Source organism: Sphingobacterium sp. 40-24 (assembly GCF_001899705.1).
Lineage (GTDB): Bacteria > Bacteroidota > Bacteroidia > Sphingobacteriales > Sphingobacteriaceae > Sphingobacterium > Sphingobacterium multivorum.
Genome location: NZ_MKWH01000037.1, coordinates 51,909 through 73,364 on the forward strand (window position 1 = coordinate 51,909; position 21,456 = coordinate 73,364).

The window sequence follows — 21,456 nt, forward strand, 5'->3', positions numbered from 1 at the left end:
TATGGTGGACATTTTGCTGCTCGAAGACGACAAGGTACTCTCTAAGGAGATTCGCTCTTTTCTGTTAAGCCAGGGTTTTACCTGTGATCAAGCCTTTGACGGTATTGAGTTTTTGGCCAAAACGCACCAGAAAAAATATGGTTTTTATCTATTGGATATCAACGTGCCCAAAATCAATGGACTGGAGATCTGTAAAAAGATAAGAAGCCATGACGCCTTTACCCCAATTATTATTCTCTCAGCATACGACGATATAGATGATAAAAAGGAGGCATTTCTCCGGGCCGCGGATGACTATTTGGTCAAACCTTTTGTTTTAGATGAGTTACTGATGCGGATCTATTCATTGCTGCGTCGACAACAACATAGCGAAAGCAATGAAACAAAAACATGGGTAGTCGATGATCTGATCATTTATCCTGATGAGGCCCGTGTACTACGTGCAAATGAAGAAATTAATCTTACTCAAAAAGAATTTCAACTGCTGCTTATCTTAGCGCAGGCAAAGGGCCGCACCTTATCCAAGCAACATATTTCGGAGGAAGTATGGCAAAACCAATTTCAAACAACACAGAATACAATTGAAGTTTACATCAACTTTTTACGAAAGAAAATTGATAAAAACTTTGAAAATAAACTAATCCATACAAGACCTGGATTTGGTTATTACCTATCGGCAGAAAAATGAATTTAAAAAAGAAGATAGCGATTAGCTTTAGCATTGCATTCTCCGTCCTTTTCGGTATGGCGATGTTGATTATCTACTATGCTAGTTTCGATTTTCGGAAAGATCAATTTCGCCAGCGACTGATTGATAAATTGGATAATATCTCCCATTACATCGCCAGTAATCCTTATTTCAACCGTCAGTCTTACAAAAACTATTTCCACGATGACGAAGATGGCCTCTTCTATGAAGATGTGATCATCCTTGACAAAAACAAACAACTGGTCTTCAGCACCGTAAAGGATCAGACCATTACCTGGAATGCCTCGATTGTCAATCGGCTAAATCAGGAAAAACAGATTTTCTACTATCAGGATCAATACGAAACCTTGGCCAAATATTACCGCATCAACGGTTTACCTTATTATATTATCGTAAAAGCACAGGATTACTCCGGGAATGAAAAAATGGATCATCTGGCGCTCGTCCTAACCATATTATTTGTACTGAGCGCTGTGCTGGTCTGGATATTCAGTTATAACCTTATCCAACGTTTATTGATCCCACTCGATAAATTAAAAGATAATATCACCCAGATCAATGCCAGCAAACTGACCAAACCTGTCGAGTATACCGGTAAAACAGATGAGATTGCTGTACTAACCCGAGCATTTAACACCATGCTGCTACGGCTTTCGGCTGCTTTCGAATCGCAGAAAGAATTTAATTCCAGCGCCTCTCATGAATTGCGAACACCGCTTGCCCGAATGTCCTTCCAGCTGGAGAACCTTTATCATCAGAATCAGTTGAGCGAAGAAGTAAGGCAGGTATTGCGTAATATATCCAAAGAAACCTTACATCTTTCGGAGGTAACCGATTCGTTGATGTTACTTTCAAAATTCGACTCCGAGCGTTTGAAAATGACTTATGCGGAGGAAAGAATTGATGAAATTATCTTTACGGCTTATGAAAAGGTAGCCAAGGTATTCCCCGACCTACAACTGGATTTTTCAATTGGCGGAATTGAAGATCCCAAACTGAGTATTTTCTGTTCTGCTCAATTGATTGAAATCGCTTTTGTGAATTTATTTAAAAATGCCGCGCTTTATTCCGATACCAAGGAGGTAAAAGTAATGATTGTAGAATCAACGTGGGAACTTAAAGTGCTTGTCAGCAATACTGGCCCGGCCTTGAGTACAATCGACCAAAAACGAATTTTTGATGCATTCAGCCGCGGTGAAAACGCAAGTGAAACAACAGGATCGGGCCTAGGGTTACGTATCGTTCAGCGTATCATGCAATCGCATCAAGCAACAATAGCATATCAGGCCGATCTAAAACAATCTACGCATACTTTTGTATTACTATTTAAATTGTTTCCGAACCGGGAAGTATAGTTGCTTAAGTGCGGTAGACAATGTCAAGTCTATGAGCAATAAACGCATATATTATTATACCTATCCATAGCTATCCGCCGATCTGAAAAACATGCTTTTTTAAGCTTTTTTTAAGCATTTATTAAGGGGTCTTTAATCTTCGACCAGTTATTTTGTTACATAAGTTTTGAAACACATGACAAAGACACCCCTTATATTTTTATTGCTTTGCAATAGCATGGCTTTTGCTCAACAAAAACCACCACAGGCAGATTACTTGAGCATTCATGAAAGTACATTTGGAATAAAGCAAAGTGAGATCTCGGGAAAAAAGATGACGCTTCAAGAATGCGAAGAAGCCTTTATTAAAAGTAATCTCTCCCTACTCGCACAGCAATATGATATCAGCCAAGCCGAGGCTGACGTCATACAAGCCAAAATATGGGATCTACCACAATTGCAGCTATCGGCCAATGCTTACGACCCACAGAACAAAAAAGCATTTCATATTGGTCAATCCAAGGAAGCAAGCGTATCCCAATTGATTTATCTCGGTGGAAAAAAGAAGAATGAAGTTGAATTTGCTAAATCAAATGTTGAACTTGCTAAGTTGCAATTCAGTCAATTACTGGCAAGCCTTCGTGCGCAACTGCGTACAACCTTCTACTCCCTTTACTTTGAGCAACATAAGTTGGCCGATATTAAAATTCAGTTGGATTACCTCAACAATCTGCTTGCGGCTTATAAAGAGCAAGGAAAAAAAGGAAACGTTTCTTTAAAAGATCAGGTTCGTCTTCAAACAATGGCCATCGATCTCAACAACGAAAAAACGACAGCGATCAATAATAGCATCAATCTACAGCAACAATTACGTGTGCTTATTTCCAGTCAGGAAGATGTATTACCGAAGTTAACAGATCAAGAAGCAGATCAGGAACTTGCCGTAAAGCCAACAATGGCTTTGGACAAAATCTATCAATTGGCCTTGGAAAACAATGCCGATTATCAATTTGCCTTAAAGACCTCTGAAAGCTCACAGTTATTTACCAGATGGCAACAGTCTTTAAACACACCGGATATCAACCTTGGCCTTTCCTACAGCCAAAATGGAGGTGTATTTCGCAATGAGCTCAATGTCACAGCCGCCATTCCGATCCCGTTGTGGAAACAAAATAAAGGAAATGTGATCAAAGCGAAATACGCCGAAGAAGAGGCAAAGAAAAATATTGAAGTCCAACGGCAGCTGCTGGAATCACAGATCCGTTCAAACTATCAGTCCTGGGAAAATCAATATACCCAATATTTTACCATCACACCAGACGACCTGCATAACATCGCTGTGGTCTATGATGGCATATTCAATAATTTTAAAAAAGGGAATATTTCTCTAGTTGAGTTCACGGATTTTATGGACAGCTATCGCATATCCATTCTTAAGCTATACGATATGAAAAAGGAAATTATTCTCAACGCCGAACAATTAAACTACCTGGCTCAAACTTCTATATTTAATTCAACTCATGTCAACTAAAAAACTTCTTATAGCCGCTGTGGCAGTAGTACTACTTTACTCTTGCCAAAACCATAAAGAAACAGATAATGCAGCCATTGTCAAAGGTTTCGAAATTAGTGAGACGATGCTTAAATCGACAAGTTTTGCTACGGTAAAAAAAGAAAATGTGACCGAAGAACTCAACTTCTTTGGAAAGATATCGGCCGATCAAAACAATTACATTGATATTTTCCCGCTCGTTGGGGGGAATGTGGTCTCCGTTAATGTTTCTCTGGGTGATTATGTCCATAAAGGTCAGGTATTGGCAACAATCAGAAGTACGGAAGTTGCCGGTATACAAAAGGATCTTTCCGATGCCAGAACCGATGTGTTACTCGCCGAGAAAAACTACCGTGTGGCCGAAGACATGTATAATGGTAAACTGAGTACAGACAAAGACATGCTGGAAGCAAAGGGGCAATTAACCAAAGCCAAAGAGCAACTACGTCGTTCAGAGGCCGTCAGTCAGATCTACAATGTGCGTACAGGTAATATTTATTCGGTCGTATCTCCAATCGATGGCTACATCGTCCAAAAGAACATCAATAAGGACATGCAGTTGCGTAGTGACCGCAGCGACAACATCTTTGATGTGGCCAATACAAAAGATGTATGGGCAATTCTTAACGTCAACGAAACGGATATCGACAAGATTAGTATGGGCATGCCGGCTATTGTGTCTACCCTGAGCTACCCGGACAAAAAATTCCAGGGCAGTATTGATAAAATCTTTAAGATCATCGACCCCCAAACGAATTCAATGCAGGCACGCGTGGTGCTAGACAATAAGGATGGTTTACTTATTCCGGATAGTAAAGCGACCATTAAAGTGTTGCATCGCTCCAATACGGAAGCGCTCGCAGTTCCTTCTGATGCGGTCATTTTCGATCAAAACAAATATTTCGTATTGATCTATAAATCCCAAAATGATATTAAGATTCGCGAAATACTGCCGATCAAACAAAACGAAGGAACAACTTACATGGCTACGGGGCTACAGGAAGGTGAAAAAGTTGTTGTCAACAATAAACTTTTGATCTATAGAGCATTGAATAATTAATCGGTCTTAGCATTTACACGAATGAACAAATTCATTAAAAATATCATCGCCTTTTCCATTAAAAATAAAGCGTTTACCTTTATTTGGGTCGGTATTTTGGCTATTGCTGGTTTCATTAGCTTCAAAAGCATGCCCATTGAGGCATTTCCCGATGTGACCAATACACAAATAACCATCATTACCCAGTGGAACGGAAGGAGTGCGGAGGAAGTCGAACGCTTCGTAACGACACCAATCGAACTGGGCATGAGTCCAGTCCAAAAGAGAACCAGCATACGGAGCACGACCATGTTTGGCCTTTCTATTGTTAAAATCATCTTTGATGATGGTGTCGACGACACTTTTGCCCGCAATCAGGTCAACAACCTCATGCGGTCTGTGAGCCTGCCAGACAATGTCGACCCTGAAGTACAGCCCCCCTACGGCCCTACAGGCGAAATCTTCCGTTATACATTGCATAGCGATCAACGCAATTCGCGCGACCTCCTTACTTTGCAGACCTGGGTCATTGACCGCGCTTTGCGTGGTGTCCCTGGTGTAGCCGATATCAACGTTTTTGGTGGACAGGATTTGGTTTACGAAATAAGTACCGACCCCATCAAACTCGACAAATTTAATCTGACCCCGTTACAGGTATTTGATGCTGTCAGCAAAAGTAACCTGAACGTCGGTGGAGATGTCATCGAAAAAAGTGGCCAGTCCTACGTCGTACGCGGTATTGGTTTGGTCAACTCGATCAATGATATCGAAAACATCACGGTAATCAACCAAAAGGGAAATCCGGTCTTTGTTAAAAATGTAGCCGAGGTAAGAGAAAGCGCAATGCCTCGGGTGGGCCAAGCTGGTTTTGGTAAGAATGATGATGTGGTAGCAGGAACCATCGTGATGCGGAAAGGCGAAAATCCAAGAGAGGTCTTGACCGCTGTAAAAGCGAAAATAGACGAGCTCAACAACAAAATCCTTCCCAAAGATGTCAAAATGCAAACCTTCTATGACCGTGACAATCTCATGGATTTCACGACCCATACCGTTATGCACAACTTGATTGAAGGTATTGTCCTCGTCACCTTGATGGTATTGCTCTTTATGGCAGACTGGCGCACGACGGTCATCGTTTCTATCATTATACCCCTCGCCTTACTTTTTGCTTTTCTATGTCTTAAACTAGCTGGCATGAGCGCCAACCTGCTTTCTTTGGGTGCAGTAGACTTTGGTATTATCATCGACGGTGCCGTGGTCATGGTGGAAGGGATATTTGTCATGTTGGATCACCAGGCTCATAAGCTGGGTATGGAGAAATTCAACAAAATGGCCAAAGCCGGCTGGATCAAACAGACAGGAACAGGTTTGGGAAAAGCAATCTTTTTCTCCAAGCTGATTATCATCACCTCCTTGATGCCCATATTCTCCTTCCAAAAAGTAGAAGGAAAGATGTTTTCGCCACTAGCCTTTACCCTGGGTTTTGCTTTGCTGGGTGCATTACTGTTTACCTTGACACTCGTTCCGGCTTTATCGCATATTCTGCTCAATAAAAATGTGAAAGAACGCCACAATCCATTTGTTGAATTCTGGAATAGAATTGTCGCCAAAGGTTTTGGATTTACATTCCGAAACAAGCGTCTGAGTATGATCGTTGCAATTACTTTACTAGCTGCAATCTTATTTTCTGCAAAATTTTTAGGGACAGAGTTTTTACCGACATTAAATGAAGGTTCCCTTTGGGTTACTGCCGAGATGCCCATGAGCACTTCATTACGTGAATCGGTTAAAACAACCAAACTGTTAAAGGGTACTTTAGAAACTTTTCCTGAGGTCACCGGCGTACTTTCCCAAACTGGACGAAGCAACGACGGTACCGACCCCAATGGGTTTGGCTTTGTTCAGTTTGCTGTGGCCCTAAAACCTAAAGAGGAATGGACGCGTAAAATCACGATGGATCAGCTGATTGAAGAGATGGACCATAAACTCAAACAATTCCAGGGGATCACCTATAACTATTCGCAGCCTATCTCGGATAATGTTGCTGAAGCCGTTGCTGGTTTCAAGGCCGAAAACGGCATCAAGATCTTTGGCGATAACCTCGCGACCTTAGACCGCCTGGCGAAAGAAGTTTATGCACAGGTCAAAGGTATTCAAGGTATTAAAGAACCTGGTATCATCTTAAATATCGGCCAACCTGAAGTTAGTGTGGTATTGGATCGGACCCGTATGGCGGCATTCAATGTCCTGCCAGCAGATGCACAGGCGGTACTGGAAATGGCCTTTGGCGGAAAGACCGCTTCCATTTTATACGATGGTGAGCGCAAATTCAACATTCGACTGCGTTATGCGCCCGAATATCGGAAAACAGAAAAGGATATTGCACAGCTGATGGTTCCATGTGGTGATGGCACATTAATTCCGTTGAAAAGTATCGCGACCATTGAAAAAGATAATGGTGCTGCTTTTATCTATCGCGACAACATCAAACGTTATATCGGCATCAAATTTTCCATCCGTGACCGTGACTTAGGAAGCACCATAGCTGAAGCACAACAAAAAGTAAGTAAAATTAAGCTTCCGGAAGGATATTCTATTGGCTGGACTGGACAATTTGAAAATCAGCAGCGTGCGACACACCGCCTAGCACAGGTTGTACCGATCAGTTTGATCGTCATCTTCTTTCTATTGTTTATTCTATTCGGAAATATCAAGGATTCGCTGCTCGTGTTGGCCAACGTTCCTTTTGCACTGATCGGTGGAATTATCGCCTTGCACGTGACGGGTATGAATTTTGGAATCTCGGCAGGGGTAGGTATGATCGCATTATTCGGGATCTGTATCCAGAATGGTGTTATCCTGATCTCAGAATTCCATCAGAATAAGAAGGAAGGCCTACCCAATGACCAATCAATTTATAAAGGTGTAAAATCGCGAACACGACCTGTGGTCATGACGGCACTCATGGCTTCCATCGGGCTGTTGCCGGCTGCATTATCGACCGGTATAGGTTCGGAATCACAGAAACCTTTGGCGATCGTCATCATTGGCGGATTAATCTCAGCGACGATATTGACATTGTTGGTATTCCCAATCATCTACGATATCTTCAACAGAAAAGAAAAGGTACAACAAACAATAGCTGAATAATATTGTCCATATTTTATATACTATATACTTAGACCAATAAAGGTCATCGGTACTGCCTCAGGCTGTGAAGCGACAGGCAGTACCATTTTTTTGATAATACTTTTGATGTAACATTTGTATCTATTCCAGGTTTAAAGTTTCAAAAGCAATAAAAAGCCCTTAAGTTTACAACAAATTACCTTCCATTAAACAGCTGCTGTTTTTTGGATCACACAAACAAACACATATTTATGACTATTCTCACCTTTACAATCATCCTTCTCCTGGGTGCTTTTGTAGCAGGGCTCTTAGGATCCCTGACAGGCTTAGGCGGAGGGGTCGTTGTCATCCCTTTATTGACTCTTCTGTTTCATGTCGATATCCGTTATGCCATTGGAGCGGCCTTGTTGGCTTCCATAGCGACATCATCCGGTGCAGCCACAGCCTATGTCAAAGAAGGCATCACCAACATCCGGCTTGGCATGTTTTTAGAAATAGCGACCACGATTGGTGCTGTTATCGGGGCTGTCATCGCCATTTACATGCCGACGAATACCATTGCAATCATTTTTGGTATTGTACTGATCTTCTCCGCAGCTATGACTATACGGAAGAAAAACGAACATGCGCTATCCGGCGGTTCTGCTTTGGCTGAAAAATTGAAACTGAATAGCACCTACCCTGCTGATGGAAAATTGATCCCGTATAAGCTGACCAACGTCGTCGGCGGCTTCTCTTTGATGGGGGTTGCAGGAATACTTTCCGGATTATTAGGCATTGGTTCGGGCTCCCTTAAAGTACTCGCGATGGACAGCATGATGAAAATTCCATTTAAAGTCAGTACGACAACGAGCAACTTTATGATCGGTGTCACCGCAGCTGCTTCTGCAGTGGTCTATTTACAAAGAGGATATATGGATCCAGGTATTGCTTTTCCGGTTATCCTGGGTGTATTATGCGGTGCCATTACAGGATCCAAACTCTTAAAGCGCATGAACCCAAAGACTTTACGTATCATTTTTGCCGTCGCTATTACTTTGGTGGCCTTGGAAATGATCTTCAACGGATTCCAGCATAAATTCTAAAAACGGTAGCTTACCCGATTTAGGATTTTAAGTTTGTAACGTCCTTCCGCTAGACAATGAAGGACCTAATTACTCAAAATGAAACAAGTATTTTCGAAACACTATTGGGGAGACAAAGACATCTCACTGTTGGTAGGACAAATTTTAAGAATAGGCGTTATATTGGCTTCCTCTATTCTTATTCTCGGCGGTATCTTCTACCTGATTGTTCATGGACAGGACACCGTACCGAATTATCGAGATTTTGTCGGTGAAGGGAATTCCAATACAACAATTACTGGAATTATTTCGGGGGCATTTAGCCGAAATATTCCCCAAGTTATACAGCTGGGTGTTCTTTTATTGATTTGTACACCTATCGTACGGGTGATTGGTTCACTGTTTGGTTTTGTAATCGAAAAGGACAGACTTTATATCATCATTACATTGATTGTATTAACCGTCATTATCGGCAGTATACTTAGCGGCATCAAGGGATAATAAGGCTTTATCTCTTGATCCGCCGCCAAGCGGATTTTTCCAATGCGTATTCAAAATTTTTACGTTCTGGCTCATTTACATAGCTGACCATCTTTTCGGCCACTTTAATAGCGCCCAAACGTTCCACGGCCTTCTGAGAACGATAGTTTTCTGCCCCCACATGCAGATAGATTCGATCCACAAAGTTGAAGGCAAAGTCAAACATCATCTCTTTGACCAAGGGATTAATTCCTGCCCCCCAATACGCACGGGCATAAAACGTATATCCAACAAAAATAGATTTTTCCGCCTCATCAAGTCCATAGTACCGGGTGCTCCCAATGCAGGCTCCACTTTCCTTATCCAGGATCAAATAAGCAGCCTTACTTTCCAAGGCCCCTTCAAAAAATCCCTGAAAAACCTCTTCCTTCCAGCGATCCTTATTGGGATGCTGTTCCCAGATCAGGGGATCTTTGGCAACCTGATACAGCGTATCAAAATCCGTTGGTTCGATGATGCGTAATACGACCTTATCATTTTCAAGGGTGTTGGGGGCGACAAACTTCATGAGACACTGTTATAGTTATAGCAATTCAAATATTTTAAATCTGACAAAAGATACCAATTATTGATCAAACTATCTGAATTTTGCGAATATCCGGTCAAATATTACACCAAGATGTAGATTTTATCACCGTGTTGACAAAATTGAATGCAAGAAATCCCCTGCAACTGAATTATTTTACCTTAGAATTGATAGGAATTGGACAACTTATTCAATTAGCATGGCAAAAAATTCGTATTTTACAGCCAAATGGAACAATTCAGGGAATTTGTAAAACAGCGTATTGATGTCACTGAGGAAGAACTAAATGACATCGTCTCACGTTATCAGGTACGGAAAATAAAGAAAAAAGAATACTTTCTCCGGGCAGGCGAGGTATGCCACCATGAAGCATACGTAATCAGCGGTTTATTTAAATCATTCTATGTCACCGCCGATGGGATTGAACATATCCTACAGTTTGCAATTGAAGATTGGTGGATCGGTGATATTGCCAGCTTCAATTATCAGGAGCCGGCCCTCCAAAACATTCAGGCCCTGGAAAACTCCGTCGTCCTGACCCTTTCAAAAAAGGCTAAGGACAAACTTTACGAAGATCATCCCATCTTCGAGAAACTCTCCAGGATTATGGCACAACGTGCGCAAATCGCATCGCAGCACCGTATTATCTCGAGCATAGGTTTCACTGCACAGGAACGCTATCTGGATTTCATCAAAAGGTACCCTAAAATCTATCCGAGGATCTCCAATATGCAATTAGCCTCCTATCTTGGTGTTACGCAGGAGTTTCTTAGCCGCCTAAAAAGGCAGATCTTAAAGCCGAATCGAAATTCTTGACCTACATCAATTTTTTCTTTGTCTGTTTATCCCACCTTTGCAGAAGCTTGTTCAAACAAACAATTTAAACTTTTGAAGGTTAGATAAATAAAAAAAGAAAATAAGATGAATAAATTTTTCCAAATTCTGGCAGTAGCAGTATTAATGGTTAATGTTGCTGTGGCACAAGTAAAATGGTCTGCAGACCCTGCACATACCAACGCAAGATTTGATGTAAAACACCTTGGTATCAGCTTTGTTGATGGTGAATTTACTAAGGTAGAAGGAACAGTTGAAACCCCAACAGGAACAAGTTTCAATAATGCCAAAGTTAATTTCTCTATCGACGTCAACAGTATCGATACGCGCATTGCTGCACGTGACAACCACTTGAAGACCGATGATTTTTTTGCTGCGGAAAAATTCCCTAAAATGACATTAAAGTCTATCAGTTTTAAAAATGCGAAAGTAAAAGGAAAATATGTGATGATAGCGGATCTGACGATCCGTGATGTAACGAAAAAAGTAACTTTCGAGGTAACACAAAACGGTGGAATCATTACGGATCCTTGGGGAAAAACACGTGCTGGATTTACAGCTAAAACAAAAATTAACCGTCAGGATTTCGGCATGAAATACAATGATAAATTACCTTCAGGTGTAGAAGCGGTTGCTTCTGATGTCGACATCATTGTCAACACCGAATTGGTGTTGAACTAATTGAAAATAATAAATCACACTAACATTAAGGGGTGTCCAAACGGATTGGACACCCCTTTTTATGCAATTTTACACCGAGTTCTGGCTACAGCAATCAGCTATGGAATGCTCAAATCAAGGGCTTTGACCTGACGTAATTGAGCAGCTCATTTTTTATAAGCCTTTTAACATCCCGCCGTCCAGAGGAATATTGGCTCCAGTCAGATAACTTGCATATTCGGAGCAAAGGAAAGCGACGAGATAACCGTATTCTTCAGGTTTACCCAGACGCTGCGCAGGAACCTGTTTCAACCGCAATTGTAGCGCTTCCTCGTAGGATATACCCATACGTTGAGCGTCAAGGTTGGTTAGCGACTGGATACGGTCCGTATCAAAAAGGCCTGTCAAGATGCTATTGACCGTCACCCCTTCTTTAGCGACATCCGTTGCCAGCGATTTACTCCAGCTAAGCAATGCTGTACGGATCGTATTAGACAACACTAAATTAGATACCGGTTCTTTCACAGTTGAAGAAGACACATTAATAATACGTCCGTATCGATTTGCCAACATATAAGGCAGCGCACATGAGGTCGTGTAACAGTGATTTTGAAATAAGAGTTCAAAAGCATGCTGGTAATCCGCCAGATTTTTTTGGTCTATGGTTCCTGCTTGAGGCCCATTCGAATTGTTGATTAAAATATCCACCTTATTCGACTCAAAATAATGTGTTATCTGCTTTTTGTATGCTTCGTGATCATTGTAGTCCACTACGATATATTGGTGCACCTGTCCTTTGGAGGTATCAAGACCTTCACAGGTACGTTGTAGCTTTTCCTCCTGTCGGGAAGCCAATGTTACAGATACGCCACATGAGGCAAGCACTTGGGCAATACCTGCACCTATACCAGCAGAGCTCGCTCCGATCAGGGCTTTTTTCCCATTTAGATTGATTTCCATATCTTTTTATTTTTTATTTTATAGCGTGTATGTATGCATAGCCAATCATCATGGCTGAAAATGCGTTCTAACCCCGGTTAATCGTTGTCCTTTGCTCGGATCATAGCAACAAATAAATATATGGCAAAGACCCATGCCGAGCCAAGGCATATCCAAGCAAAAATGGGAATTCCCCACCACTGTGGTTCTACGCGTGCGACAATAATCATCCCACCTAGTAAATTGAGTGACATAAACATAATTCCGATGACAATACGATTGACCCCCTTGCGTAAAATAGCATTAAAAGATCGCGCACTGATCAATCGATGGTTGAGTGTAAAATTTCCTGTTCGAAATAAGCGCACAAGGGCGCGCATATCTTCAGGAAGTTTTTCGACATCGCGCGCAAAAGATTCAACTTTATGTTTTCCTTTTTTGAAGATTGCCTCTGGAGAGAGCCGCTCCATCATAATCCTACGTGCAAAGGGCTTGATACTCTCCATAATATTAAGATCGGGATATAACTGGCGTCCAATACCTTCCATCAACGAAATGCCCCGCATCAATAGATAAATATATTCCGGAAAATACAAGCGGTTGTCACCAATGATGTTCCACAATTTATTGAACAATAAATCTAAGCTAAGATCCCCGAGAGATACATTATCAATCATATCGAAAATCTCATATAGGGATCTTTCAAACCGGTTACGATCCGGAATATGGCTCACCACGGCAACGTCTTCAATCACGTCAGCAAGCCGGACAGCATCTTCGGAAATAGCCGATTGAATAAACTCTTCAAGCTGCCTACGGTCTATCCCCAATAATTTACCCATATTTCCGAAATCCAAAAAAGCAATCCGCCCATCCGGCATCACCATCATATTGCCGGGATGCGGATCGCCATGAAAGAAACCATGGATAATCACTTGCTCAAGGTATAAATTGATCCCATTTTTTACCAGCGTTTGGACATCCATTCCCCGACGCTTAATTTCATCGGCATCAGTTACCTTGAAACCATCGAGATATTCCATGCAAAGAACATGGTCCGACGAGAGTTCAGGATAAACACGGGGTGCCTTGATCAGTTTATTTCCTTTAAAGTTCTTTGTGAAGCGTTCGATGTTATGCCGCTCAATCACCAGGGACATCTCTTCCTGCATGGTCGTAGCGAAAGATTCAACAATCAGCAGAAGGTTAAGGTTTTCCAGTACATCATTGTACATGGTTAGGATTTTGGCAATATCACGCATAAGTGCCAGATCACAGCGCATAACCTCATCGATGCCAGGACGGCGGACTTTTAAAACGACTTGGGTTCCATCTTTTAAGATTGCGCGATATACCTGTGCGATAGAGGCCGCAGCAAAAGGTTCGGCAGTAATCTCCTGGAAATGCTCATCAATATCCAGCTCAAGTTCTTCTTTGAGATAAGATTTAATATCCACTTCAAAAGGGGGAACATTATCCTCAAGGCGCTTAAGTTCATCTACGAGATCTTTGGGAAACAACCCCTCTCGCGTCGAAGCCGATTGTCCAAGCTTGATAAAAGCCGGACCGAGCTCCTCAAGCGCCATGCGAATACGGGCATAAACACTGATATTATCGACGTCAATAGCATGTTCTACAGCAGATCGGGGTCCCTTCCACGGCAATCGAGCGATCGCATCTTTAAAACCATATTTGGCCAATATACTTAAGATCTGGGAACTGCGCTGTAACTTCTTTGTCGGATTAAACATAACGGACAATGGTTTTCAATGACAATATACGAAATATCCAAGCCCCAAAAAGCAAACAAGCATAAAATGAAGCGGATATTCCATATGGACTAAAAAAACTAATCAGAAGGAGATGAAACAAAAACCTTACCTATTTTAGTTCGAGCCATTTTGAACGGAAAATCAAATCTTCAACAGCATAAAATACATACAAGGACGCTGTAAACTATTCGGCTTCCATTTGATCTAGCTTTTCCTTTATCTGTGTAATATAATTGCTATAATAAGCACGAATCATAAATTCTGTCAGACCAACAACAAGAATAATGGAAGCAATTGCGGAAAGGATCATCCACACAATAAAGTTTGGATCCTGTTGGAAAGTTTCCTTGAAATGGTATAATCGATCAAACCAGACGGTAGTCCGATTCTGTGCGATCATAATAAGATAAAGAAATAGAGCTTGCGGTATCATCACGTAGGCCGCGATCCGATAGGTCTCTACGGCATACTTCAAATCGTAATACAATTTGAGCAAGTGTTCTTTAGAAGCCAACAACTCGATCTTTTTCGTACTCTTTACCAAATAAAAGAACCTCCGATAATATAAAAGACTAGATAAGGATATCTGTACGATAAAAAAGTAATAGGCAAATGCAGCATAACCTTCAATCTTATATATCGGTAAGATGGGCACCAAAAACAGAAAGCCCATACACACGGCCCAAGAGATAAACTCACGTTTGATATTCTTGCGCAGCTTACCCATGATATTGCCGACTTCCTTATAGTATTTGAGATTTGGATTCTGTAAATCCTCGTCTGTAGGCTGTTGCTGCCAAGATTTTTTTAACTCATCAAAATTCATACTTGTATTTTTTAATGATTTGTTGAATTCGCTCCTTCGTGCGGTTTAATTTTACGCGGGCATTGACTTCCGATATACCCAGATTTTCTGCAATCTCGCGATGACTCTGACCTTCCAAAAACAAAAATATCAGGGCTTTTTCAATGGCGTTGAGCTCTTGAACGGCCTGATAAAAAACGTTCAGTTGCTCATCTTTATCCGTATCGTAAGCTTCTTCTGCAAAATCATGTCGTTCCTCTAACGTATCATAAATCTGATGTTTCTTTTCTTTTTTTAAGAATACCATTGCGGTATTGAGGGCAACACGGTACATCCACGTTGAAAATTTACTCTGTTGCTTAAATGTTGCATAGGATTTCCACAGCTGATAGACGATCTCCTGATACAGATCTTGTCGCCCTTCATGATCATCCATATACATACGGCTCACCTTAACGAGAATACCTTTATTCTCGTCAATCAGTCGAAGAAATTCTATTTCTGATGGGTTCACCTAGCGATTTTTCTTTAAATATATTTAGGTAATAAGTATAGCAAACAAACAAAGTGTTACAGCTTTATTTAAAAATATGTAAATTGTTATGAAAAAAGAGGCTAATCGTTGAAGATTATGGAGAATATATTTTATCAAGGTCAGATTATATGGGCGCAGATCGATGCAAATAGACATATGCGGCATTCTGCTTACGCTGATATCTGCGCACAGGCCCGCAGTAACATGTTGAACAAAATGGGCTTTTCACTGGATAAATTTGCCGAATTTCATATCGGTCCAATTTTATTTCGGGAAGAACTCATCTACTTTAAAGAAGTGCATTTAGATGAATATGTACAGGTAAAAGTAGAACTGACGAAATACAACAAAACAAATAGTCGTTTCTCATTTATACACCAAGTTTTTCGTAATGACGGAGTTTTGTGCTGTACCGTCAACGTCGATGGAGCCTGGCTCGACCTTCATAAGCGGAAATTAACGAAGTTACCGGAAGAGATGGAGCCTTATCTCGCCAAAATTCCCCGATCTGAAAACTATGCGGAAACTGAATAGTCTTTTCATCATGTCAGGACCATCCTGATAAAAAAAATCCCTCGGAACGCAAACGGAATTCCGAGGGATTAAAACATAAACTAAACCTAAAAACTATTGTCTTTTGCTCACCTTTGGTCATTCCCAAAATGAACTATTTCTTGTATGCTGCTGGATTATTTAACTTCAATCAAACGTTTTGCAATGATTGCATCTTCTTTTTTGCCAACAGTCAAAATTAATATACCACCTTCATAGGCAGCCTCGATATTGCTGTAATCTACGGTCTCTGGCAAGGTAAATGATCTTGAGAACGAAGAATAATTGAATTCTTTTTTGCTGTATAATTTTTCTTCACTCACACTTTCCTCTTTTTTCTCAGCTGAAATGGTAATTAGATTTTTATCGACATTGATCTTAAAATCAGATTTATCCAATCCAGGCGCTGCCATTTCAATTTTAAAGGATTTTTCAGTTTCTGATATATTGACCGCAGGTACACGGGACACCAAACGATCGGAGATGAAGTTATCATTGAATAAGTTGTCGAATACAGTGTTCACAAATGGATTTACTGCATCCGTGTTTAAACTTTTTGTAGGGAATTTAATTAATGCCATTTTTTTGTCCTCCTAATTTTTTATTTTATTGTTAAGCTTTTTTTGTTCTACCTATTTGAAGAGAGCTATTCAATTTGCGTACCAGCAGGTTTTAAAAGACAAAATGTCATTTAAAAATAAAAAATAATGTCATTTTGTCTTAAAAACAGCTATTTTCAACTACCTAGCGATCAATTTGTCATTCGCGGGCTCCCTGCCCCTACCCCAAATTGTCCCTATACACAGACTAACGTATAGGAGATAAAACAGTTTATCAGAAATTATCATTTTTTATTAAGAGTCTGAAACAGAGCACTCAATTAGCAGCGTACCGTATAAGAGAAAAATCTTTTATGAAACGTTGTTATTTTTACTGAGCACCTCAAACAGAGCGTTCGAATAGTAGTGTATCATATAAGAGAAAAAGCTTTTATCAGAAGTTGGTATTTTATTAGGCATCCGAAACGTAACGTTCAAAAAACCATTAAGGTTGATTTTGTTCCAGCGAAGCAATCAATAAGAATTTGACAACATCGTAAATATAGTCCTTAGCCTCTGCATAGGAGATCCCATAGCGTCGCTGTACGACATCAGCATAATGTGGAAATGGCGCAAATAGTTTATCATAATAGGCATCCAGTTGTACTATGGTCGGCAACTCAAAAGCCAAACGAAGCTGAAACCGCCGGATAATGGCTGTATCCAATATTTCAGGATGATTCGTTGCTGCAATCAATACCGCTTCAGCAGGAAAATAATCGATCAGCTGTATAATGGTGTTCACGAGACGGCGCATTTCACCCACATCCTTTTCTTCACTAATCCGCGCCTTTCCGATCTGATCGAATTCATCTAAAAACAGAACTGCTTTTTCACGCCCTGCTTTATCAAAGACCTGTTTGATGTGCTGCGAGGTTTCGCCAATACGAGAAGAAATGAGGTTGCTCAAATTCAACACATAAATTGGTTTTTCAAGCGCTGTAGCCAGCGCTTTCGCCGTTGTTGTTTTTCCGCAACCCGAATAACCGTGCAGTAAAATCTTATTGCTCACCGGCAGACCATATTGCGAAAGCTCTTTAATATAACGATGCTCTTTAATCAGCTGATGCAGCTTTTGACGGCTGTCCTCTTCCAAGAAAACATCCTCCAAAGCAATCCTTTCCTTATCGGCTATGACAAGATCGTAAATATTCATACTATTAATTTAAGACTATCAGATAACGATTGGCAAAACTAATTCTTTCAGTTGATATTGCGCTGATCCAGTTTCGTTTTAATCCTTAAAGTATTTAAGACTAACTTGGGAGCAAGAAAGGTCTCCTCCAAAGGGAGGGTTCGATTTGCGTATCACCACTTCGATCGTCAGAGCATGGGATACTCTTTCCCGAATCTGTTCAAGTATTTCTGAAGCCGCAGATTCCAGTAGTTTGCGTTTAGGTAGCATGACACCGGCTGTAATCTGGTAAAGTTCTTCGTAGTTGAGCGTATTGTTTAAGTCCTCTGTCTCGGCATTCAAAAAGGGAAAACATACGTCAATAGAAACAAAAAATTCATTGCCTAGCACCTGTTCTTCTTCATAGTAACCTATTGGTGCATAGAACCGGGCTTCTTTCAGCGATACTGTCTGTAAAATGGTTGCCATGCACAAACCTACTGAAATTGTTCCAAACAAGTGGGATTATTTGTATATTTAACCATACCAAAAACCCAACAGATGAACTTTTCTTTATCCTCAGCGATAGCAATAACACTCTTATTTGGCGCCACTGCATTACAGGCCCAAACAAATATGAAACCCAGCGACACCGAATATTATAGTCCGGTACCACCGACAGTTACAATCAATCAGGGTATACCAAGCGATGCCATTGTCCTTTTTGACGGCAAGGATCTTAGTCAATGGAAAAGTGAAAAAGGCAAAGCCAATTGGACGGTAGCCAACAACGTACTTGAAGTAAAACCGGGGGCTGGAGCCATTGAGACCAACGAACACTTTAGCGATTTTCAATTGCATATTGAATGGAAAAGCCCCGAAGTAATCAAAGGCGAGGGCCAAGGAAGAGGTAATAGCGGAATTTTCCTACAAGGGCTTTATGAAATTCAGGTATTGGACAACAATAACAACCCAACCTATGTCAATGGCGGAGCGGGCAGTATTTACAAACAACGCCCACCCCTGGCGCAGGTAATTGCTCCGGAAAAATGGCATGTGTACGATATTATTTATAAAGCCCCTCAGTTCAATAAGGATGGAATCTTGACCGCTAAAGGAACAGTAACGGTCCTACATAATGGCGTCGTTGTACAAAACAATACTCAAATCGATGGCACAACCGAATATATCGGACTACCAAAACAAATAAGCCACGGCCCAGGTCCAATTGTACTGCAGGATCATGGTGATCTGGTCCAGTTCAGAAACATCTGGCTACGTAAACTATAACTTAACAGCAAGGCGCAGCGGTTTATAGCAAACAATTTAAGTTAGAAAAGCAACAATTCTGTACTAGGTTTTATAGGGCTATTTCCCTAATTTAGCCCTATAAAATTTAAAAACAAACGGAATGTAATGAGCTACTTGTGCCTTTAATTTCCTATCGCAACAGGTTTAGAAGCCTCATGTGATTATTGGACTAATGAAGCGCAAAATAACCACTGGAATGGGCTCACGTATGACGTTGTGTATAAACATTCACACAATATTACAATTTAATGAAAAGAATTGCGCTATTCTTCTTGTTGGCAAGCTCCATCAGCAGCTATGCACAACGCAACCTCAATTTAGAAGAAACAGTATTTGGACCCCGAACTTACGCCCCAACATCAATAGCCGGAGCATCGTGGATCCCAAAATCAAACAACCTCTCCTATCTCGATAAATCGTACCAGAATCTATTATCAAAAAGCGCTTACAACAACTGGAGCGAAACTAATCTAGCCTCTAAAGCAGACCTCGAAGCAGCATTGAAAACGGCTATTCCGGGCGAAACATTCAATCTGCGGATGTTTCCTTACGACTATAAATGGCGTGATGGAAACGCGCTATTACTCCAAGTCGATGGAAAAGATAAAACTTACACGGTGGCTTACAATATCAAATCAAAAAATATTGAAAGCTTTATCGGCAATGACAACAAGGGAGCTAATCGCGAGGTAAGTTCGGATTTTTCAAAAATCGCCTACTTAGTAGACAACAACATCGCAATTGTTGACAAAAACGGTAAAATTACTGCTGTAACCAACGATACAGACAAAGGAATTGTCAACGGAAGCGATTATACACACCGTCAAGAATTTGGCATCAAAAAAGGAATGTGGTGGAACAGCCAGAATGACAAACTATTGTACTATCACAAAGACGAGACAATGGTTGCCAATTATCCATTACCGCAATGGAGTCCCAAAATTGCGGATATCAAATGGATAAAATACCCAATGACAGGCCAAAAATCGGAAGAAGTTTCTTTGATTGTTTACAATACCACCACAGGACAAAAGACAACCCTTCAAACCGGCGAGCATTCAGAGCAATATTTAACCATGGTTACCTGGGATCCTTCCGGTAAACACATCTACGTCGGACTGCTTAACCGTGGGCAAAATGATCTTAAAGTCAACAAATACGACGCAGAAAACGGCTCCTTAATCAAAACCCTATTCGAAGAAACGGCAACAACCTGGGTTGAACCTGAAAACCCATTGACTTTCTTACCGAACAAAACGGATCAATTCCTTTATCAATCCGATAAAGACGGCTATAATCAACTTTACCTTTATAACACGGAGGGGAATTTGATCAAAAAATTAGGCTATAAAGACATCGTCATGGAAGCATTACTTGACTTTTCGGCTGATGGAAACAAAGTAAGTTATACTGGAGTCACCAACAACGGTTTAGATCGCCAATTATTTGAGGTCGACCTAAAATCTGGGAAAACGGTTCAATTAACAAATGAATCGGGCACGCATCATGCTGCACTAAGTAGCGATGGCAAGTATATCTACGATCAATATAGTAATTTAAAAACACCAAATAAAGTTCAGGTCAAAGAAGTTAAATCTGCTAAAGAAACTACCTTAGTCAATGCAGAAAACCCTTTTTCCGGAAAAATAAATGATCCTAAAATCGAATTTGTACAGTTGACATCCGCAGATGGGAAATACCCATTGACAGGACGTATCATTTATCCCAACGACTTTGATCCAGCTAAGAAATATCCGGTCATGTATTATTTATACGGCGGATCACATTCGCAGCTTGTTTCCAACAAATGGCTAGGAGGCGCTGGATATTTTGATATGTATATGGCGCAACAGGGCTATATCGTCTTCACGATGGATAATCGCGGCACGAATTACAGAGGCCGTGATTTCTATACAGCTACGCATCGCAACCTCGGTCAAAACGAAATGGCCGACCAGATGAAAGGAATAGAGTTCCTTAAATCAAAATCTTTTGTTGACCAACAGCGCATGGGTATTTTCGGGTGGAGTTTCGGTGGTTTTATGACAACTTCCTTCATGCTGCATCATAACGATATCTTCAAGGCTGCAGTAGCTGGAGGTCCTGTAATCGACTGGAAATTTTATGAGGTGATGTACGGCGAACGCTACATGGACACGCCGCAAGAAAATCCGGAAGGTTATAAATTGACATCACTCCTCAATAAAGCCGATCAACTGAAAGGAAGATTATTGATTATTCACGGCGCACAAGACCCTGTCGTTGTACAACAAAACAGCATGGAGTTTTTAGAAGCCTGTATTAAAGCCGGAAAGCAAGTAGATTATTTTCTATACCCGACTCATGAGCACAATGTAATGGGAAAAGACCGTATTCATATGTACGAAAAAATTGCGGACTACTTCAATCAGCACCTCAAAAATCCGTCATAAACTCAGGAAA

General features: G+C 40.9%; 20 protein-coding genes. 12 read left to right on the forward strand and 8 right to left on the reverse strand.

The window, feature by feature from the left end:
* The first annotated feature begins 1 nt into the window (after position 1).
* From BGP15_RS15000 to BGP15_RS15030, 7 genes are all read left to right on the forward strand, one after another.
* Positions 2 to 688 carry a response regulator transcription factor gene (locus BGP15_RS15000; protein ID WP_204990845.1) on the forward strand — a complete coding sequence of 229 codons (687 nt, stop codon included), beginning with the start codon at positions 2 to 4 and terminating at the stop codon, positions 686 to 688.
* Positions 685 to 2,064: a HAMP domain-containing sensor histidine kinase gene (locus BGP15_RS15005; RefSeq protein ID WP_070562859.1), complete on the forward strand. Its 1,380-nt coding sequence runs from the start codon at positions 685 to 687 to the stop codon at positions 2,062 to 2,064. Before BGP15_RS15000 ends, BGP15_RS15005 begins: the two co-directional genes overlap by 4 nt.
* A 175-nt stretch (positions 2,065 to 2,239) precedes the next feature.
* The gene (locus BGP15_RS15010; RefSeq protein ID WP_286769986.1) at positions 2,240 to 3,574 is read left to right on the forward strand and encodes a TolC family protein; all 1,335 of its coding nucleotides are present in this window, start codon (positions 2,240 to 2,242) and stop codon (positions 3,572 to 3,574) included.
* Positions 3,564 to 4,655, forward strand: a complete 1,092-nt coding sequence (locus tag BGP15_RS15015) for an efflux RND transporter periplasmic adaptor subunit (RefSeq protein ID WP_286753152.1) — start codon at positions 3,564 to 3,566, stop codon at positions 4,653 to 4,655. Before BGP15_RS15010 ends, BGP15_RS15015 begins: the two co-directional genes overlap by 11 nt.
* A 21-nt stretch (positions 4,656 to 4,676) precedes the next feature.
* Positions 4,677 to 7,784 carry an efflux RND transporter permease subunit gene (locus tag BGP15_RS15020; protein WP_201638576.1) on the forward strand — a complete coding sequence of 1,036 codons (3,108 nt, stop codon included), beginning with the start codon at positions 4,677 to 4,679 and terminating at the stop codon, positions 7,782 to 7,784.
* Between the two features lie 230 nt (positions 7,785 to 8,014).
* Positions 8,015 to 8,848, forward strand: a complete 834-nt coding sequence (locus BGP15_RS15025) for a sulfite exporter TauE/SafE family protein (RefSeq protein WP_070562867.1) — start codon at positions 8,015 to 8,017, stop codon at positions 8,846 to 8,848.
* A gap of 78 nt (positions 8,849 to 8,926) precedes the next feature.
* Positions 8,927 to 9,328, forward strand: a complete 402-nt coding sequence (locus tag BGP15_RS15030) for a DUF1634 domain-containing protein (RefSeq protein WP_070562870.1) — start codon at positions 8,927 to 8,929, stop codon at positions 9,326 to 9,328.
* A gap of 7 nt (positions 9,329 to 9,335) precedes the next feature.
* On the opposite strand, the gene BGP15_RS15035 is transcribed toward BGP15_RS15030, so the two are convergent.
* A complete protein-coding gene (locus tag BGP15_RS15035; RefSeq protein ID WP_046672418.1) occupies positions 9,336 to 9,875 on the reverse strand; it encodes a GNAT family N-acetyltransferase in 540 nt (179 codons plus the stop codon).
* 246 nt (positions 9,876 to 10,121) lie between these two features.
* Between BGP15_RS15035 and BGP15_RS15040 the strand changes: the two genes are divergently transcribed.
* Positions 10,122 to 10,709 carry a Crp/Fnr family transcriptional regulator gene (locus BGP15_RS15040; protein ID WP_070562877.1) on the forward strand — a complete coding sequence of 196 codons (588 nt, stop codon included), beginning with the start codon at positions 10,122 to 10,124 and terminating at the stop codon, positions 10,707 to 10,709.
* A 105-nt stretch (positions 10,710 to 10,814) separates the two neighbouring features.
* Entirely contained in the window at positions 10,815 to 11,408 is a 594-nt protein-coding gene (locus tag BGP15_RS15045; protein WP_286769987.1) for a YceI family protein, read from the forward strand.
* Positions 11,409 to 11,561: 153 nt separating this feature from the next.
* On the opposite strand, the gene BGP15_RS15050 is transcribed toward BGP15_RS15045, so the two are convergent.
* The 4 genes from BGP15_RS15050 to BGP15_RS15065 all read right to left on the reverse strand — a co-directional run bounded on the left by BGP15_RS15050 (position 11,562) and on the right by BGP15_RS15065 (position 15,417).
* A complete protein-coding gene (locus tag BGP15_RS15050) occupies positions 11,562 to 12,347 on the reverse strand; it encodes an SDR family oxidoreductase (protein WP_088162867.1) in 786 nt (261 codons plus the stop codon).
* A gap of 77 nt (positions 12,348 to 12,424) precedes the next feature.
* Positions 12,425 to 14,077, reverse strand: a complete 1,653-nt coding sequence (locus tag BGP15_RS15055) for an ABC1 kinase family protein (RefSeq protein WP_286769989.1) — start codon at positions 14,075 to 14,077, stop codon at positions 12,425 to 12,427.
* A gap of 205 nt (positions 14,078 to 14,282) precedes the next feature.
* Positions 14,283 to 14,924: a hypothetical protein gene (locus BGP15_RS15060; protein WP_070562889.1), complete on the reverse strand. Its 642-nt coding sequence runs from the start codon at positions 14,922 to 14,924 to the stop codon at positions 14,283 to 14,285.
* Entirely contained in the window at positions 14,914 to 15,417 is a 504-nt protein-coding gene (locus tag BGP15_RS15065; RefSeq protein WP_112375536.1) for an RNA polymerase sigma factor, read from the reverse strand. The genes BGP15_RS15060 and BGP15_RS15065 overlap by 11 nt, the downstream gene beginning before the upstream one ends.
* Before the next feature lie 117 nt (positions 15,418 to 15,534).
* Between BGP15_RS15065 and BGP15_RS15070 the strand changes: the two genes are divergently transcribed.
* Positions 15,535 to 15,972: an acyl-CoA thioesterase gene (locus BGP15_RS15070; protein WP_070562894.1), complete on the forward strand. Its 438-nt coding sequence runs from the start codon at positions 15,535 to 15,537 to the stop codon at positions 15,970 to 15,972.
* Between the two features lie 155 nt (positions 15,973 to 16,127).
* On the opposite strand, the gene BGP15_RS15075 is transcribed toward BGP15_RS15070, so the two are convergent.
* The 3 genes from BGP15_RS15075 to BGP15_RS15085 all read right to left on the reverse strand — a co-directional run bounded on the left by BGP15_RS15075 (position 16,128) and on the right by BGP15_RS15085 (position 18,192).
* The gene (locus BGP15_RS15075; protein ID WP_112375535.1) at positions 16,128 to 16,571 is read right to left on the reverse strand and encodes an Hsp20/alpha crystallin family protein; all 444 of its coding nucleotides are present in this window, start codon (positions 16,569 to 16,571) and stop codon (positions 16,128 to 16,130) included.
* 463 nt (positions 16,572 to 17,034) lie between these two features.
* Entirely contained in the window at positions 17,035 to 17,745 is a 711-nt protein-coding gene (locus tag BGP15_RS15080; protein WP_286769990.1) for an AAA family ATPase, read from the reverse strand.
* Positions 17,746 to 17,823: 78 nt separating this feature from the next.
* Entirely contained in the window at positions 17,824 to 18,192 is a 369-nt protein-coding gene (locus tag BGP15_RS15085) for a dihydroneopterin aldolase (protein WP_046672427.1), read from the reverse strand.
* A gap of 72 nt (positions 18,193 to 18,264) precedes the next feature.
* Between BGP15_RS15085 and BGP15_RS15090 the strand changes: the two genes are divergently transcribed.
* Entirely contained in the window at positions 18,265 to 18,993 is a 729-nt protein-coding gene (locus BGP15_RS15090; protein WP_286769991.1) for a 3-keto-disaccharide hydrolase, read from the forward strand.
* Between the two features lie 269 nt (positions 18,994 to 19,262).
* A complete protein-coding gene (locus BGP15_RS15095; protein WP_286769993.1) occupies positions 19,263 to 21,446 on the forward strand; it encodes a S9 family peptidase in 2,184 nt (727 codons plus the stop codon).
* Positions 21,447 to 21,456 lie beyond the last annotated feature (10 nt).